The sequence below is a fragment of the Mesorhizobium sp. M0870 genome, assembly GCF_040319775.1.
Classification (GTDB): domain Bacteria; phylum Pseudomonadota; class Alphaproteobacteria; order Rhizobiales; family Rhizobiaceae; genus Mesorhizobium.
This window is the reverse complement of the sequence record NZ_JAMYOI010000008.1, coordinates 80,534-96,453: the sequence shown is the minus strand read 5'-3', so window position 1 is coordinate 96,453 and position 15,920 is coordinate 80,534. Positions and strand designations below refer to the sequence as shown.

Annotated in this window: 14 protein-coding genes; 13 read left to right on the top strand and 1 reads right to left on the bottom strand. The window is 64.2% G+C overall.

Annotated elements, in window-relative coordinates:
- The first annotated feature begins 74 nt into the window (after positions 1-74).
- The 13 genes from NKH97_RS12185 (at position 75) to NKH97_RS12125 (ending at position 14,217) form a co-directional block, all read left to right on the top strand.
- Positions 75-1,649: a phytoene desaturase family protein gene (locus NKH97_RS12185; RefSeq protein WP_352439689.1), complete on the top strand. Its 1,575-nt coding sequence runs from the start codon at positions 75-77 to the stop codon at positions 1,647-1,649.
- Positions 1,650-1,759: 110 nt separating this feature from the next.
- Positions 1,760-3,289, top strand: coding sequence for an ABC transporter substrate-binding protein (locus tag NKH97_RS12180; protein ID WP_023811467.1), 1,530 nt, complete (start codon positions 1,760-1,762; stop codon positions 3,287-3,289).
- A gap of 220 nt (positions 3,290-3,509) precedes the next feature.
- On the top strand, positions 3,510-4,517 hold the full coding sequence (locus NKH97_RS12175) for an ABC transporter permease (protein ID WP_023811468.1): 1,008 nt from the start codon (positions 3,510-3,512) through the stop codon (positions 4,515-4,517).
- Complete coding sequence (locus tag NKH97_RS12170; protein ID WP_352439690.1) at positions 4,510-5,358, top strand: ABC transporter permease; 849 nt, start codon at positions 4,510-4,512, stop codon at positions 5,356-5,358. Before NKH97_RS12175 ends, NKH97_RS12170 begins: the two co-directional genes overlap by 8 nt.
- A complete protein-coding gene (locus NKH97_RS12165) occupies positions 5,355-6,233 on the top strand; it encodes an ABC transporter ATP-binding protein (RefSeq protein WP_352439691.1) in 879 nt (292 codons plus the stop codon). Before NKH97_RS12170 ends, NKH97_RS12165 begins: the two co-directional genes overlap by 4 nt.
- A complete protein-coding gene (locus tag NKH97_RS12160) occupies positions 6,226-7,062 on the top strand; it encodes an ATP-binding cassette domain-containing protein (protein ID WP_352796981.1) in 837 nt (278 codons plus the stop codon). Before NKH97_RS12165 ends, NKH97_RS12160 begins: the two co-directional genes overlap by 8 nt.
- A gap of 78 nt (positions 7,063-7,140) precedes the next feature.
- Positions 7,141-7,740 (top strand): VOC family protein, encoded by a 600-nt coding sequence (locus NKH97_RS12155; protein ID WP_352796978.1) that lies wholly within the window; start codon positions 7,141-7,143, stop codon positions 7,738-7,740.
- A gap of 141 nt (positions 7,741-7,881) precedes the next feature.
- Positions 7,882-10,170 carry a bifunctional salicylyl-CoA 5-hydroxylase/oxidoreductase gene (locus NKH97_RS12150; protein ID WP_352796975.1) on the top strand — a complete coding sequence of 763 codons (2,289 nt, stop codon included), beginning with the start codon at positions 7,882-7,884 and terminating at the stop codon, positions 10,168-10,170.
- Between the two features lie 196 nt (positions 10,171-10,366).
- Entirely contained in the window at positions 10,367-11,125 is a 759-nt protein-coding gene (locus NKH97_RS12145) for an SDR family NAD(P)-dependent oxidoreductase (protein WP_352439695.1), read from the top strand.
- Complete coding sequence (locus tag NKH97_RS12140) at positions 11,119-11,589, top strand: MarR family winged helix-turn-helix transcriptional regulator (protein WP_023811475.1); 471 nt, start codon at positions 11,119-11,121, stop codon at positions 11,587-11,589. Before NKH97_RS12145 ends, NKH97_RS12140 begins: the two co-directional genes overlap by 7 nt.
- A complete protein-coding gene (locus tag NKH97_RS12135; RefSeq protein ID WP_352796970.1) occupies positions 11,586-12,398 on the top strand; it encodes an enoyl-CoA hydratase family protein in 813 nt (270 codons plus the stop codon). Before NKH97_RS12140 ends, NKH97_RS12135 begins: the two co-directional genes overlap by 4 nt.
- A 210-nt stretch (positions 12,399-12,608) precedes the next feature.
- Positions 12,609-13,757 (top strand): acyl-CoA dehydrogenase family protein, encoded by a 1,149-nt coding sequence (locus tag NKH97_RS12130; RefSeq protein ID WP_352796967.1) that lies wholly within the window; start codon positions 12,609-12,611, stop codon positions 13,755-13,757.
- Positions 13,758-13,821: 64 nt separating this feature from the next.
- The gene (locus tag NKH97_RS12125; RefSeq protein WP_352796964.1) at positions 13,822-14,217 is read left to right on the top strand and encodes a RidA family protein; all 396 of its coding nucleotides are present in this window, start codon (positions 13,822-13,824) and stop codon (positions 14,215-14,217) included.
- 284 nt (positions 14,218-14,501) lie between these two features.
- On the opposite strand, the gene NKH97_RS12120 is transcribed toward NKH97_RS12125, so the two are convergent.
- Positions 14,502-15,593 carry an LLM class flavin-dependent oxidoreductase gene (locus tag NKH97_RS12120; RefSeq protein WP_352796961.1) on the bottom strand — a complete coding sequence of 364 codons (1,092 nt, stop codon included), beginning with the start codon at positions 15,591-15,593 and terminating at the stop codon, positions 14,502-14,504.
- Positions 15,594-15,920 lie beyond the last annotated feature (327 nt).

Sequence of the window (15,920 nt, the reverse complement as noted above, 5' to 3'; positions counted from 1 at the left end):
CCCTTAATATCCTACTAGACGAAAACATATGCATCTGCAATTATCTTTAAGCATAAAGGAAATGGGGACGAGGCGTGAGCGAGTTCGACGCCATCTTTGTCGGGGCCGGCCACAACAGTCTGGCATGCGCCGCGCATTTGGCGCTCAAAGGCTGGAAAACCGGGATATTCGACCGCAACGCAGCGATCGGCGGCGCCGTCCAGACGCGCGAATTCACCCTTCCCGGCTTCCGCCACGATTTCGGCGCGATGAATGTGAGCCTGTTCGCCGGCTCGGCCTTCCACCGGAAATATGCAAATGAATTGAAAGCGCAGGGGCTGGAGTTCGCGCCCGTTGCCGACTGTTTTGCCAGCGCATTCCCGGACGGACGCTGGTTCGGCGTCAGCAACGATATGGAAAAGACCGCTGCGCGCATGGCCGCCTTCTCCGCCACTGACGCCACGACATGGCGCAGGCTGGTCGCCGCCTTCCCGGCGGAGGCCGAACATCTGTTCCGGCTGCTGGGCTCGCCGATGAGCGCCCGCGCGCTTGCCGGCATCGCGTGGAACCTGTGGCGCAAGAAGGGCATGTCTGGGGCGCTCGATACAGGCCGGCTGCTGTTGTCCTCGCCCCGCGCCTGGCTGGAGGAAAATTTCCAGTCGCTGCATATCAGGGCAACGCTCGCCACCTGGGGCATGCATCTCGACTTCGCGCCCGACATCGCCGGGGGTGCGGTGTTCCCCTATCTGGAATCAATGGCCAACCAGAGCTTTGGCATGGTGCTGGGCAAAGGCGGCGCCGACACCATCATCCGCGCCCTGTCGGGCATGGTGACCTCCGCCGGCGGCAAGATTGTCACCGGCGCCGAAGTGGCCGAGATCACCGTTTCCGCCGGCAAGGCGACCGGCGTCCGGCTCGCTTCGGGCGAGACGCATACCGCCGCCAAAGCGGTCATTGCCGGCGTCGCGCCCAAGGCGCTGACCGGCAAGCTGCTGCCCAATGGTTCGGGTAACGCCGGCTTCGACACGGCGATGCAAAAGTTCCGCCACGCGCCGGGCACGATGATGATCCATCTGGCGCTCGACGATTTGCCCGAATGGCGCGCCGGAGCCGAGTTGCGGCAGTTCGCCTATGTGCATCTGTCGCCGTCGCTCGACGCCATGTCGCGCACCTATCAGCAGGCGATGGCGGGCATGCTGCCGGACGAGCCGACGCTGGTGGTCGGCCAGCCGACGGCGATCGACCCCTCGCGAGCGCCTCAGGGAAAGCATGTGCTGTGGGTGCAGGTGCGCATGCTGCCCGCCGAAATCACAGGCGATGCCGCCGGCAAGATCGCACCCGCGCATTGGGACGAGGTGAAGGACGCCTACGCCGAGCGTGTCCTCGACATCATCGAGACCTATGCGCCCGGCCTGCGCAACAAGATCCTCGGCCGCGCCGTCTTCTCGCCCATCGATCTCGAGCGCGAGAACCCGAACCTCGTCGGTGGCGACCAGGTCTGCGGCAGCCATCATCTGGCGCAGAATTTCTTGTTCCGCCCTGCGCGCGGCTATGCCGGCTGGAACACGCCGGTGGCGCATCTGCACCTCACCGGAGCCGCGACATGGCCGGGCGCCGGCACAGGTGCGGCGTCGGGCTTCATGCTCGCACAACAGCTTGGCGGGAGGTAGGAGCCGGAGATTTCCTTGAGGCTACGAGGGGCAAGGCGCTGCTGCCCAAGAAGCCTGAACCAATGGCCTGAAGACGCCGCGCAGAAACAAAACCAACAAGGGGAACGACCATGACAATCAACAGACGGGAATTGCTGGGATACAGCGCCGCGGCACTCGGGGTGGCCGCTGTCGGCCTGCCGCAGATCGCCAAGGCAGCCGCCGGCGAACTGACCATCGCCTACAATGTCAACTTGCCGTCCTGGGATCCGACCACCGGCCCTTCGGCCGTCAACCCGACGATCCAGGGCCTCTACCAGTCGGTGTTCGACCAGTTCATTCCGCAGAAGCCCGATTTGTCCTTCGCGCCGGGCCTGCTGACCGAATGGGGCTGGAACGACGACCGCACCAAGATCACGATGACGGTGCGCGAAGGCGTGACCTGGCATGACGGCTCGCCGTTCACGCCAGAGGACGTTGTCTGGTCGCTGCAGCGGGCAGGCGACGAAAAGACCGGCAACCCTATCCAGTTCGTCTGGAAGAACGTCAACAATTTCAAGATCGACGGCAACAAGATCACCGGCGACGTCGTGCAGTTCGACCCGGTCTATTTCAAATGGATGTCGTTCCTGACCGGCTACATCATGCCGAAAGCCTACTACGAAAAGGTCGGCGCCGAAGGTTTCGAGAAGGCGCCGATCGGCACCGGCCCCTACATGGTGGAAAAGTTCGAGCGCAACGCCTTCCTGCGGCTCAAGGCAAACCCGAACTATTGGGGCGGCAAGCCGGCCTTCGAGAATGTGACAATCAAGTTCGTCGCCGATGCGGCAAGCCGCGTCGCCGAGATCGAATCCGGCTCCTCGCAGGTGACGCTCGAAATCCCCTATGAGGAGTATGACCGGCTGATCGCCAAGGACGGGCTGGCCGGCTCGTGCAAGAACGTTTCCGACATCGGCATGATCTTCTTCAACGACATCGAGGCGATGCTGGACAAGAACGTCCGCCAGGCCGCCGTGATGGCCGTCGACAAGAAGCTGCTGGTCGATCGCCTGCTGCGCGGCTACGGCCAGCCGATCGATACGCTGGAAACGCCGGAATACGCATCCTACGACGCGTCGATCAAGGTCGAGCACAATCCGGAAAAGGCCAAGGAATTGCTGGCCGCTTCCGGCTATTCGCCGGAAAAGCCGGTCAAGTTCACCATCCAGACGACCAAGGGCTTCAAACCCAAGGACTATGAGATGGTCCAGGCGATCGTCGGCATGTGGCGCAAGGTTGGCATCGAGGCGACGATCGAAGTCTACGAGATCGCCAAGCACTACGAACTGCGCGCCGCCGACAAGCTGGCGCCGGCGGCCTTCTACAATTGGGGCAATGCCATCGGCGATCCGACCACCTCGACCGGCTTTGCCATGTACGGCCCGAGCCCGCATTCGGTGTGGGACAGCCAGGATTTGATCGACATGATCAATCCGCTGTGGGGCGAAAAGGACGAGGCCAAGCGCATCGCCGGCTGGAAGGCGGTCGACAAATACATCGCCGAGCAGGCCTATGTGCTGCCGCTGATGCAGTATGCGCAGCCGATCGTGCATGCCAAGGGCGTCAATGTGGTGCAGCATGTGTCCGGCGCGCTGCTGCCGGCCCTGATGACCCCGGCCTGACCGATATGGGAAGGCACGCTGTCGTGAGGTAGCGTGTCTTCTTTAACGACGCAGGCCCTCTCATCCGGCCCTTCGGGCCACCTTCTCCCCGCTGGGGAGAAGAGACTTGGCTCAGCCGTCGGCGACCTCTTCTCCCCTCGGGGAGAAGGTGGCCGCGAAGCGGCCGGATGAGGGGGCTGTTCGTTCCATCAGCCACCGAACGCAGTAGGCCTACGCCGGAATGCTCCTACAAAGATTCCTGATCCGTCTGCTGACGATGCTGATCACGCTGTTCGGCGTGGCCGTCGTCGTCTTTGTCGTGATCCGCGTCGCGCCCGGCGATCCTATCGCCATGATGCTGCCGCCCGGCGCGACGGATGCCGACCTCGCCCGGCTGCGGGCGCTCTATGGGCTCGACAAGACCATCGTGCAACAATTCTTCATTTGGCTGTCGGGCGTCGCCAGGGGCGATTTCGGCACCTCGATCTCGCTGCGGCAGGATGTGCTGGGTCTCGTCTTCAACCGGCTGCCGGCGACGCTGGAGCTTGCCATCGTCGCGCTCATCATAGCGGTGGCGCTCGGCGGCACGACGGCAATCATCGGCGCGCGCGAGCGCGGCACGGCGGTCGAGGCCGGCATCGACATCGCCAGCGGCGCGGCGCTCTCCATTCCCGACTTCCTGTGGGGCCTGGTGCTGATCCTGCTGTTCGGCGTGCTGGTGCCGATCTTCGACATTTCCGGCCGGGTGTCGCCGCAGCTCGACCTGCCTTTCGTCACCCAGTTCTATCTGTTCGAGAGCCTGTTGCGCCTGCGCCTCGACCTGACCTGGGACCTCCTGAAGCACATGCTGATGCCGGCGGTGGCGCTGGCGCTGCCGCTGGCGGCAATCATCTCGCAGCTGTTGAAACAGTCGCTGAAGGAAGTGCTCGACCTCGACTATGTCGTGCTGGCTCGGGTGAAGGGGTTCTCGGAAACGCAGGTCATCCTGCGCGAGGCGCTGAAGAACGCCGCGCTACCAACGCTGACGCTGGTCGGTGTGCAGTTCACCTTTCTCATTGGCGGCACGGTCATCGTCGAACGGCTGTTTTCTTATGAAGGCCTCGGCAACATGGCGATCGACGCCGTCATCAACCGCGACCTGCCTTTGATTCAAGGCATCGTGCTGGTCTTCGCGCTGCTGTTCGTGCTGATCAACCTCAGCGTCGACATGATGTACGCGCTGCTCAATCCGAGGCTACGCCATGGATGAGGGTCGTGCTCAAAGGCGAGGTGTGTCGCCACGTTTGTGGCTTGCCGGCGGCTGGCTGCTGCTGGCGCTGCTGGCCGCGATCTTCGCACCGCTGGTCGGGCCGCAGGACCCACTGGCGCAGGATTTGATGCTGGAACGGCTGCCGCCATTCTGGATGAATGGCGCCGAACCCGGCTATTGGCTCGGCACCGACAGCCTCGGCCGCGATCTGTTGTCGAGGCTGATCTTCGGCGGCCGCATCGCCTTCATCGTCGCCTTTTCCGCAGCCATCGCTGCGTGCCTGGTCGGTTCGACCCTCGGCCTGATCGCAGGCTATTTCGGCGGTTGGGCCGACCGCATCATCTCGCGCGTCGTCGATGTCTGGATGGCGTTTCCGCCGGTGCTGTTCGCCATATTGCTCGTGGCGGTGCTTGGCACGGGCTTGAGTTCCGTCATCCTGGCCATCGCCATCATCGACTGGACGCGTTTTTGCCGGGTGATCCGTGCCGAGACGATGGGTCAGTCGCGCATGGACTATGTCGAGAACGCCCGCATCGCCGGCTATGGCCGCATCGGCATCATGCTGCGCGAAGTGCTGCCCAATGTGGTGCCGTCGATCGTCGCATTGCTGTCGCTGGAAATGGGCATCGCCGTCATCGTCGAGGCGATCCTGTCCTTCGTCAATCTGTCGATTTCGACCGACGATCCGACCTGGGGCGGCATCATCGCCGAGGGCCGGCTGTCGATCCATCAGGCCTGGTGGGTGCTGGTGTTCCCGCTGATCACGCTGATCCTGACCGTGCTGTCGTTCAGCCAGTTCGGCGAGGCGCTGAAGACGCGTTTCGATCCGGTGCTGCGATGAGCGGCTGTCTCGACATCAGGGATCTGAGCGCGGTGCTGCCCAACGGCCAGCGCGTGCTGCGATCGGTGTCGCTTGCGGTCCAGCCCGGTGAAGTCCGCGCGCTGGTCGGCGAAAGCGGCGCCGGCAAGACGATGATCGGCAAGGCGGTGCTCGGCGTCCTGCCTTCGAGTGTGCGCATTGTCGAAGGCGACATGCGGCTTGAAGGCGAAGACCTCGGCAAGCTTCCGCCCAAGGCACGGCGCACGCTGATCGGGGCACGCACGGCGCTGATCCCGCAGGACCCGCTGACAGCGCTTAACCCGTCGCGCCGCGTCGGCTCGCAGATGACTGACCGGCTGGTGCGCATCCTCGGCTGGAGTGGCGAGAGGGCCGATACCCGCATTCGGCAATTGCTGGACGAGGTGCAAATCCGCGATCCCGACCGTGTGCTGAAAAGCTATCCGCACGAACTGTCAGGCGGCATGCGCCAGCGCGTGCTGATCGCCGCCGCCTTCGCCGCGGAGCCAAGGCTGATCGTCGCCGACGAGCCGACCACGGCTCTCGATGTGACCGTACAAAAACAGATCCTGCGGCTGATCGTGCAGTTGCAGCGCGAGCACGGCACGGCGATCCTGTTCGTCACCCATGACCTCGGCGTCGTCGCCAAGATCAGCCAGAAGGTATCGGTGCTCTATGCCGGCAAGGTGGTGGAGGAGGCCGAGACCGCAGCGCTCTTCGCCGCGCCGCAGCACCCCTATACACGAGCGCTGATGGCGGCGACGCCACGCTACACCGATCCTTTCGCCTCGCTGAAGCCGGTGGACGAGGCGGTTCTGGCCGGGCTTGCTTCGGAGATCGCTGCCGCCGACCAAGCCTGGAGGCGGCCGCATGGCTGAGCCACTGTTCTCCGTGCGCGGGCTGAAGGTCGCGCTGCCCGACATGACGCGCAAGCCACTGATCGGCCGCGCGCCATTGGTCGAAATCCTGAAGGGCCTGGACTTCGACCTGCCCAAGGGCTCGGTGACCGGCATCGTCGGCGAATCCGGATCGGGAAAATCAACGCTCGGCCGCGCTTTGGTACGCCTGCTGGAACCCAGCGCAGGCAGCATCACTTTCGACGGCCGCGACATCACCCATCTGCCGGAAGCCGAACTGCGGCCGCTGCGCCGCAATCTGCAGATGATCTTCCAGGATCCGATGTCGTCGCTCAACCCGCGCCGCACCATTGCCAGCATCATCGCCGCGCCGCTGAAACAGAACGGCCTTGGCGACAATCTGAAGGCACGCGTCGCCGAGGCGCTGCAGCGTGTCGGCCTGCCGCAGAGTTTTGCCAGCCGCTACCGCCACGAACTGTCGGGCGGCCAGCGCCAGCGCGTCGGCATTGCGCGCGCTCTGGCGCTGTCGCCGAAATTCGTGCTGGCCGACGAGATCGTCTCCGGCCTCGACGTATCGACGCAAGCGCAGATCCTGACCCTGCTGGAAAAGCTGGCGGCGGAGATGGGGCTGACCGTCGCTTTCATCAGCCACGATCTGTCTGTTATTCGGCGGCTGTGCCGGCAAGTGATTGTCATGCGCGAAGGCATGATCGTCGAAGCGAGCGCCACCGACGCCTTGTTCGACAAGCCGCAGCAGGCCTACACGCGCGATCTCATCGCGGCCATTCCGCTGCCCGAGATCGATGCTGGCTGGCTGGACATCCCCGCCGCCGCCAAGGCGCCGACATGAATGCATACGCACGCCGAAGAGCGGGCCTCGGACGTGCGACCACAAAGACCCAAGTCCCGCCAAATGGAGAGGACTGACATGAAGACCACAATCGCAATTGCAACGGTGGCCGCCGCGATGCTCGGCAGCGCCGGCATGGCCTCGGCGGATTCGATCCCAGGCATGCGCGGCCACGACCACACCGGCATCACCGTTCCCGACATGAAGCAAGCGGTCGACTTCTTCACCGAAGTGGTCGGCTGCAAGAAGGCGATGTCGTTCGGTCCGTTCGCCGACGACAAGGGCACCTTCATGCAGGATCTCCTGGGCGTCGACCCGAAGGCGGTGATCGAAGAGGTCACCATGGTCCGCTGCGGCTATGGATCGAACATAGAGCTGTTCAAATACACAGCACCGGACCAGAAGGACCTGACGCCGAAGAACAGCGACATTGGCGGCTTCCACATAGCCTTCTATGTCGACGACGTCGCTGCCGCCAAAGCCTATCTCGAAGGCAAGGGCGTCAAGACGCGGATGGGGCCGCTGCCGGTCAAGGAAGGGCCGGCCGCCGGCCAGACCATCCTCTATTTCCAGGCGCCGTGGGGGCTGCAACTGGAAGCGATCAGTTATCCCGACGGAATGGCCTATGAGAAGGACGCCGAGACGGTGCTGTGGAGCCCGAAGAACCCGGAAAATTGATCCGGCAGCGCGCTTGCGTGATGACACGCAGGCGCGCTTTCGCCATGTCAGGACAATCGTTTTGATATAAAACTTTAAGCTTGAAATATCTTGTCGCCGGCGCGATACTGAACTCCAGCAAGCGAAGAGGAGATCGCAGACATGAAGGTTGCGGTTCTCGGCGGCGGACCAGCCGGCCTCTACTTTGCCATTTCGATGAAGCTGAGGGACGCCGCGCACGATGTGACGGTGTTCGAGCGCAACCGCGCCGACGACACGTTCGGCTGGGGCGTCGTGCTTTCGGCCGAGACGCTCGACAATCTGTCGAAAAACGACCCGGTCAGCGCCGTCTGGATCAAGAAGCACTTTGCCTACTGGGACGACATCGCCGTCATCCATGACGGCGTGCGCACGGTCTCGTCAGGGCACGGTTTCTGCGGCATCGGCCGCAAGCGGCTGCTGGTCCTGCTGCAGCGCCGGGCGCGCGAACTCGGCGTCAAGCTGATGTTCGAGACCGACATTGCAGATCCCAAGCCCTACATGGAGACGCATGATCTGGTCGTCGCGGCCGACGGCCTGAACTCCAGGGCGCGCAACAGTTTCGTCGACATCTTCAAGCCCGACATCGACACTCGCAAATGCAAGTTCGTCTGGCTCGGCACCAACCAGAAGTTCGACGACGCCTTCACCTTTATCTTCGAGAAGACCGAGCATGGCTGGGTGTGGGCGCACGCCTACCAGTTCGACAGCGACACCGCGACCTTCATCGTCGAGTGCAGCGAACAGACCTGGACTGCTTTCGGCTTCGGCGCGATGTCGCAGCAGGAATCGATCGCCGTTTGTGAGCGGATCTTCGAAAAACATCTCGGCGGCCACGCGCTGATGACCAATGCCAACCATATCCGTGGTTCCGCCTGGATCAATTTTCCGCGCGTGCTGTGCGAGCGCTGGTCCTACAAGAATCTGGCGCTGATGGGCGATGCGGCCGCGTCAGCCCATTTCTCGATCGGCTCCGGCACTAAACTCGCCTTGGAAAGCGCCGTGGCGCTGGCCGAATATGTCGAGTCCGAGCCGGACCTCGACGCGGCGTTTCGTAGATATGAGGATGCTCGCCGCACCGAGGTGCTGAAGCTGCAATCGGCGGCGCGCAATTCGCTGGAATGGTTCGAGGAGGTCGAGCGCTATCTCGGCCTCGATCCGGTGCAGTTCAACTATTCGCTGCTGACCCGCTCGCAACGCATCAGCCACGAGAATTTGCGGCTGCGCGATGCCGAATGGCTGGGCGGGGCGGAGGAATGGTTCCAGCGCCAGGCGGGTGCCGGCGGCATGCGCCGCGCGCCGATGTTCGCGCCGTTCAAGCTGCGCGATATGGTGCTGCAGAACCGTGTCGTCGTCTCGCCGATGGCGCAGTACAAGGCCGTCGACGGCTGCCCGACCGATTGGCATTTCACCCATTATGCCGAGCGGGCCAAGGGCGGCGCCGGGCTCATCTATATCGAGATGACCTGCGTCAGTCCCGAAGGCCGCATCACGCCGGGCTGTCCCGGATTCTATGCGCCCGAACATGAAGTGGCGTGGACGCGGCTGGTCGATTTCGTCCACACCGAGACCGAGGCGAAGATCTGTGCCCAGATCGGTCATTCCGGCGCCAAGGGTTCGACCCGGCTCGGCTGGGAGGGCACCGACGTGCCGCTGGTATCGGGTAACTGGCTGGTGATGGCGGCCTCGGCCGTCGCGTGGTCGCCGCAGAATCAGGTGCCGAGGGCGATGGACCGTGCCGACATGGACAAAGTGTGCGACGAATTCGTGGCCTCGGCCGAGATGGCCGATCGCTGCGGCTTCGACATGCTCGAGATCCATGCCGCGCACGGCTATCTCCTGTCATCCTTCATCACGCCGGTCACCAACCGGCGCACGGATGCCTATGGCGGTTCGCTGGAAAACCGCATGCGCTATCCCCTCGAAATCTTCCGCGCGGTGCGCGCCGCCTGGCCGGCGGAAAAACCGATCTCGATGCGCATTTCGGCCAATGACTGGGTCGGCATCGAAGGTGTGACGCCAGCCGATGCGGTCGAGATCGCCCGGCTGCTGCATGAGGCCGGCGTCGACATTTGCGACGTCTCGGCCGGCCAGACCTCGGCACTGGCGAAGCCGGTCTATGGCCGCATGTTCCAGACGCCGTTTTCCGACCGCATCCGCAACGAGGTCGGCATGGCCACCATGGCGGTCGGCAACATCTACGAGCCGGACCATGTCAACTCGATCCTGATGGCCGGCCGCGCCGATCTGGTGGCGCTGGCACGGCCGCATCTCGCCGATCCCTACTGGACGCTGCATGCGGCGGTGACGCTCGGCGACCGCGGTGTCAAATGGCCGGACCCCTATCTGCCCGGACGCGACCAGCTCTACCGGCTGGCCGAGCGCGACGCCGCAGCGGGGCTGAAAGTATGAGTGTTTTTCGTTTGCCACGTCAGCGCTATACCCCCACCCCTAACCCCTCCCCACAAGGGGGAGGGGGACCAAGTCACCGTCGGCTCTGGAACCGCAGAAGTTTACAACGGATGGGTGCTGCCGCTGCCTTCTCCCTCCCCCTTGTGCGGAGGGTTAGGGGTGGGGGTACTTGGCGCCAGGTTTCGAGGATTGGCGCATGATCGCGGGCAAGCATGCGCTGGTCACAGGCGGCGGCTCCGGCGTCGGCCGGGCCATCGCGCTGGCGCTGGCTGCTGCCGGCATCGACGTGACCATCTGCGGCCGCCGGGAACCGGAGCTCACTGAGGTGGCCGGCGAGAACGACCGCATCTTCGGCATTGTCGCCGATGTCACCGACGAGGCGGCAATGGCGGCGCTCTACGAGAGGGCGCAAGCCGCGCGTGGCCCCTTCGACATCGTCGTCGCCAATGCCGGCATGGCCGGCAGCGCCCCGGCGCACAAAACCACCCTTACCGACTGGCAGCGAACACTCGACGTCAATTTGACCGGCGCCTTCCTGACGGTGAAGCCGGCGCTGGCCGGCATGGCCGCGCGGAAAACGGGACGAATTGTTTTCATCGCCTCGACCGCCGGCCTGAAAGGCTACGCCTACGTCGCGTCTTACGTCGCCGCCAAGCATGGCGTCATCGGCCTGATGCGGGCTCTTGCCGCCGAAACAGTGAAATCCGGCGTCACCGTCAACGCGGTGTGCCCAGGCTTTGTGGAAACCGAAATGCTGGAAGAGTCCATCCAGCGCATCATCGAGAAGACCGGCCGCTCGGTCGAGCAAGCGCGGTCAAGCCTCGCCTCGACCAACCCGCAAGGCCGCTTCATCCAGCCGGATGAGGTCGCCGCGGCTGTGCTGTGGCTCTGCGGCGACGCCGCCCAGTCGATAACGGGACAGGCGATTTCCATCTCAGGAGGCGAAACATGGTAGCCGGCCCCCTGCCCGCGCCGTCGGGACCCGGCAAGGACCGCTTGCGTCTGTGGATCAGGCTGCTGCGCGCCTCACGCACGATCGAGGCCGAGTTGCGCGAGCGGCTGAAGAAGGAGTTCAACACCACGCTGCCGCGCTTCGACGTGATGGCCGCCCTCTATCGCGCGCCGGAAGGCATGCTGATGAGCGACCTGTCGCGTTTCCTGCTGGTCTCCAACGGCAATGTCACGGGCATCGTCGACCGGCTGGTTTCGGAAGGACTTGTCGCCCGCGCGAGGCGCAATGGCGACCGCCGCACGTCGATGGTGCGGCTGACCGAGGAAGGCACGCAGGCCTTCGCCACCATCGCCGCGGCGCATGAAGGCTGGATCGGTGAATTGCTGGGCAAGGTCAGCGAGGACGACGCGCGCCGGCTGACCGGCATGCTGACCTCGTTCCGCAGCAACTGGGAGGGACGCGAATGACCGCAATGGCCGGACGCAAGCCGAAGCATTTCCTCTGGGAGGTCGAGGGCAGGATCGCAAAGATCCGGCTCGACCGGCCCGAGCGCAAGAACCCGCTGACCTTCGACAGCTATGCGGAACTCCGCGACACATTCCGCGACCTCGTCTATGCCGATGACGTCGACGCCGTGGTGTTCCTGTCCAATGGCGGCAATTTCTGCTCCGGCGGCGATGTCCACGACATCATCGGCCCGCTGGTCAAGATGGACATGAAGCAGCTTCTCGCCTTCACCCGCATGACCGGCGATTTCGTCAAGGCGATGCTGAATTGCGGCAAGCCGATCATTGCGGCGGTCGACGGCGTCGCGGTCGGCGCCGGCGCCATCATTGCGATGAGCTCCGATATCCGCATCGCCACGCCGAAAGCCAAGACCGCGTTCCTGTTCACCCGCGTCGGCCTCGCCGGCTGCGACATGGGCGCCTGCGCGATCCTGCCGCGCATCATCGGCCAGGGCCGCGCCGCCGAACTGCTCTACACCGGCCGCACCATGACGGCGGCGGAAGGCGAACGCTGGGGTTTCTACAACCGGCTGGTCGATGCCGCCTCGCTGGAGGCCGACGCGCTCGATATGGCGGCGCGCATCGTCTCCGGCCCGACCTTTGCGCACGGCATCACCAAGACGCAGCTCAACCAGGAATGGTCGATGGGTCTCGACCAGGCGATCGAGGCGGAAGCGCAGGCGCAAGCGATCTGCATGCAGACCCGCGACTTCGAGCGCGCCTACAAGGCGTTCGTGGCCAAGGAAAAGCCGGTGTTCGAGGGGGATTGAGGATGACAGGTTTGCGCCCAGGCACCCCCCTCTGCCCTGCCGGGCATCTCCCCCGCAAGGGGGGAGATCAGCGGTTTCGTTGGCAGCGCCCATACTGCAATTTTGGAGATTGGCGAAAGCCAAAACAACGTCCGATCTCCCCCCTTGCGGGGGAGATGCCCGGCAGGGCAGAGGGGGGTGTGAAGGATCGCTGCGCGGAAGGAGGCGCCCATGCCTGACCGTTCCTTCCTCTCCTGGCCGTTCTTCGAAGACCACCACCGCCAGCTTGCCGAGCGCCTCGAGGCATGGTGCGCTAAAAACCTGCCAGTCGATCACCATGATGTCGACGCCGCCTGCCGCGAGCTGGTCAGCAAGCTCGGCAGGGACGGCTGGCTGAAGCCGACGGCGCTCGACACGGACAATCCTGGCCCCCTCGACGTCCGCACTTTGTGCATCACGCGCGAGACGCTCGCGCGCCATGACGGGCTCGCCGACTTCGCCTTCGCCATGCAGGGGCTCGGCACCGGCGCGCTCAGCCTGTTCGGCACGCCGGAACAACAGCAATGGCTTTCGAAGACGCGCGCCGGCAAGGCGATATCAGCCTTTGCCCTGTCGGAGCCGCGCTCGGGATCGGATGTGGCCAACACGGAGATGACGGCGATCCGCGACGGCGACAGCTACGTCTTGTCCGGCGAGAAGACGTGGATCTCCAATGGCGGCATCGCCGACCTCTATGTCGTCTTTGCCCGCACCGGCGAGGCGCCGGGCGCCAAGGGGCTTTCCGCCTTCCTCGTGCCTGGCGACGCCAGGGGCCTTGGCATCGCCGAACGGCTGGAAGTAATCGCGCCGCATCCGCTGGCGCGGCTGTCTTTCGACCAGGTCCGCCTGCCGGCCGCCGCACTGATCGGCAAACCGGGCGATGGCTTCCGCATCGCCATGTCGGTGCTCGACGTGTTCCGTTCGACCGTCGGCGCGGCGGCGCTTGGCTTTGCCCGCCGCGCACTGGACGAGAGCATCAAACGCGTGGCGGAGCGCAAACTGTTCGGCGCCCCGATGGCCGAATTGCAGATGGTGCAGGGGCATATCGCCGATATGGCGCTCGACGTCGATGCGGCGGCGCTTCTGGTCTACCGCGCTGCGTGGACCAAGGACATGGGGGCCGCGCGGGTCACACGCGAGGCGGCGATGGCCAAGCTGTTTGCCACCGACAAGGCGCAAGAGGTGATCGACAAGGCTGTGCAGCTGCATGGCGGCGACGGTGTCCGCAAGGGCCACATCATCGAAAGCCTGTATCGCGAGATCCGCGCGCTGCGCATCTACGAGGGTGCCTCCGACGTGCAGAAGGTGGTGATCGCGCGGCAGGTGATGGGCGCGGCCTGACGGCAGAGATTTTGACGAGCGTTCGATTTTGAAAATTGGGTTTTGGAATACCGGGAGGTTTTGAATGCACAGGATTCTGCAGCCCGAAGGCTGGGCAAAACCTGTCGGCTACGCCAATGGCGTCGCCGCGCGCGGGCAGCTCGTCTTCGTCGGCGGACAGGTCGGCTGGAACGGGCAATGCCAGTTCGAGACCGACGATTTTGTCGGCCAGGTGCGGCAAACGCTTCAGAACATCGTGGCGGTGCTGGCCGAGGCCGGTGCCGGACCGCAGCACATCACCTCGATGACCTGGTATTTTACCGACAAGGCCGAATACCTAGCCAACCTCAGGGGCATCGGCGAGGCCTATCGCGCGGTCATCGGCCGGCATTTTCCGGCAATGGCCGCCATGCAGGTGGTGGCGCTGGTCGAAGACCGGGCCAAGGTGGAGATCCAGGCGACTGCCGTTATTCCGGAATAGGGAATTCGTTCGTCCGGAGTAAACGCCCATTACTTCGTCATCCACGGGCGAAGCAAGGAGCGAAGCGACGCGGCGCAGACCCGAGGATCCATGCCGGGACTCCAAAGCGTCACCACGGTCCAGAATTCTGCACCGCTGCACACTCCACGGCCGAAGTCGCGGCATGGATCCCAGGGTCTCCGCGACGGAGCTGCGCTCCTGCTTCGCCCAGGGATGACGACGTTGGGGAGGGCTTCCGCTAATTCCGAATATCCGCGATGATCCACCGCAACTGATCACCACTACTATGCGCGAAGCCCCGCCTTCCGCAAAATCGGCAGCACGTGATCGCAGAAATAGGGCAACTCCCTGGTGTAATTGACGAAGGACAGCGCGATGCCCTGGTAGCCGTGCCCGGCAATGGCGGCCATGTCGGCGGCGATCGTTTCCGGCGTTCCGATCAGCGGGTAGGTGCCGGCGCCGCCGGCGAAACGCTGCCGGTAGCGGTCATAGGCGTGCGGGTCGTGCGACTGCGAGAATTCCTTCTTGCCGGCCATGTGGGCATCGACGGCGTCGTGGTCGGCCATATCGACCGCATAGCGCGTGTAATATGCCTGCGCCTCTTCCATCGTCGGGCGGCAGACGACATGCGCCACGGTGTAGACGCCGACATCACGGCCCACCTTGTCGGCCCGCTCGCTGATGTCGGCGACATGTTTGCCGGCATCGCCCATCTCGGAAAAGGTGGTGAACAGATAGTCACATCTCGCGGCGGCGAAATCGCGGCCGGGCCCGCCGAAAGCGGCGTTCATGGTCACCGGGCGCGGCACCTGCAGACTGGCCGGACGGCTGACGGCCTCCTTGAGGCGGTAATAGGTGCCCTCATAGTCGAGCGGGTCGGGCGAGGCATAAAGCTTTTCGAGGATTTCGATCCATTCCGCCGCCTGGTCGTAGCCCTTCTCGACCAAAGGCGTGCCGAACATGCCGAATTCCTTCGGATTCCAGCCGCAGACGATGTTCAAGCCGGCGCGACCCTGGCTGATATGGTCGACCGTCGCCAGCGCCTTGGCGGCATAGAGCGGATGCACCAGCGGCACATGCACGGTCATGAACAGGCCGATCTGCTCGGTGGCCATGGCAAGCGCCGCCGCCCAGGTGAAGGTCTCGAACGACCATTCCCGCACCTTGTTGCGGCCGCCAAAACCGCGCCAGCGGGCGATCGGCAGCATGAACTCCAGCCCGGCACGGTCGGCGATCTGGGCTGCGGTCAGATTGTCCTGCCAGCTTGCCGTCCAGCGTTCAGGCACATCGGTTATGGCCAGCCCGCCATCGGCATTGGTCGAAAAGACCCCCAGCTTCAATCTGTTCGGGCCGTGCAAGGGGTGTGGTTTGTTCATGTCGCGACCTCCCGCCGAGAGAGCACACGCTAGGCCCGCGCGGAGATATTTCAAGCCTGAAATAGCTTCGCGTCGCCATCGCTCGCGGGTATCGGTTCCAGCGGGCCGCACCGTGTCCCCCACGCAACGGACACTGCAGCTTTTTAAGCTTAAAACTTTCGCCTTGAAAAGCGCCGCACTTTGGATAAGCATTCCAGAGTCGATGGCGATTGCCGTGCCGGACGGGCTTGCCGGCCAGTCCGTCGTGCAGACCCGTCCATCGTGCCGGCCAGTCCATCGTGGGTGCTCCGGGTGGGAGTCTCAGTTCTTGTCGTTCATACTGCCCCA

Excerpts from the sequence above, each read along its gene's own strand:
- NKH97_RS12180 (WP_023811467.1), top strand. The coding sequence starts at position 1,760 with ATGACAATCAACAGACGGGAATTGCTGGGATACAGCGCCGCGGCACTC.
- NKH97_RS12175 (WP_023811468.1), top strand. The coding sequence starts at position 3,510 with ATGCTCCTACAAAGATTCCTGATCCGTCTGCTGACGATGCTGATCACG.
- NKH97_RS12170 (WP_352439690.1), top strand. The coding sequence starts at position 4,510 with ATGGATGAGGGTCGTGCTCAAAGGCGAGGTGTGTCGCCACGTTTGTGG.
- NKH97_RS12165 (WP_352439691.1), top strand. The coding sequence starts at position 5,355 with ATGAGCGGCTGTCTCGACATCAGGGATCTGAGCGCGGTGCTGCCCAAC.
- NKH97_RS12160 (WP_352796981.1), top strand. The coding sequence starts at position 6,226 with ATGGCTGAGCCACTGTTCTCCGTGCGCGGGCTGAAGGTCGCGCTGCCC.
- NKH97_RS12155 (WP_352796978.1), top strand. The coding sequence starts at position 7,141 with ATGAAGACCACAATCGCAATTGCAACGGTGGCCGCCGCGATGCTCGGC.
- NKH97_RS12150 (WP_352796975.1), top strand. The coding sequence starts at position 7,882 with ATGAAGGTTGCGGTTCTCGGCGGCGGACCAGCCGGCCTCTACTTTGCC.
- NKH97_RS12145 (WP_352439695.1), top strand. The coding sequence starts at position 10,367 with ATGATCGCGGGCAAGCATGCGCTGGTCACAGGCGGCGGCTCCGGCGTC.
- NKH97_RS12140 (WP_023811475.1), top strand. The coding sequence starts at position 11,119 with ATGGTAGCCGGCCCCCTGCCCGCGCCGTCGGGACCCGGCAAGGACCGC.
- NKH97_RS12135 (WP_352796970.1), top strand. The coding sequence starts at position 11,586 with ATGACCGCAATGGCCGGACGCAAGCCGAAGCATTTCCTCTGGGAGGTC.
- NKH97_RS12130 (WP_352796967.1), top strand. The coding sequence starts at position 12,609 with ATGCCTGACCGTTCCTTCCTCTCCTGGCCGTTCTTCGAAGACCACCAC.
- NKH97_RS12125 (WP_352796964.1), top strand. The coding sequence starts at position 13,822 with ATGCACAGGATTCTGCAGCCCGAAGGCTGGGCAAAACCTGTCGGCTAC.
- NKH97_RS12120 (WP_352796961.1), bottom strand. The coding sequence starts at position 15,593 with ATGAACAAACCACACCCCTTGCACGGCCCGAACAGATTGAAGCTGGGG.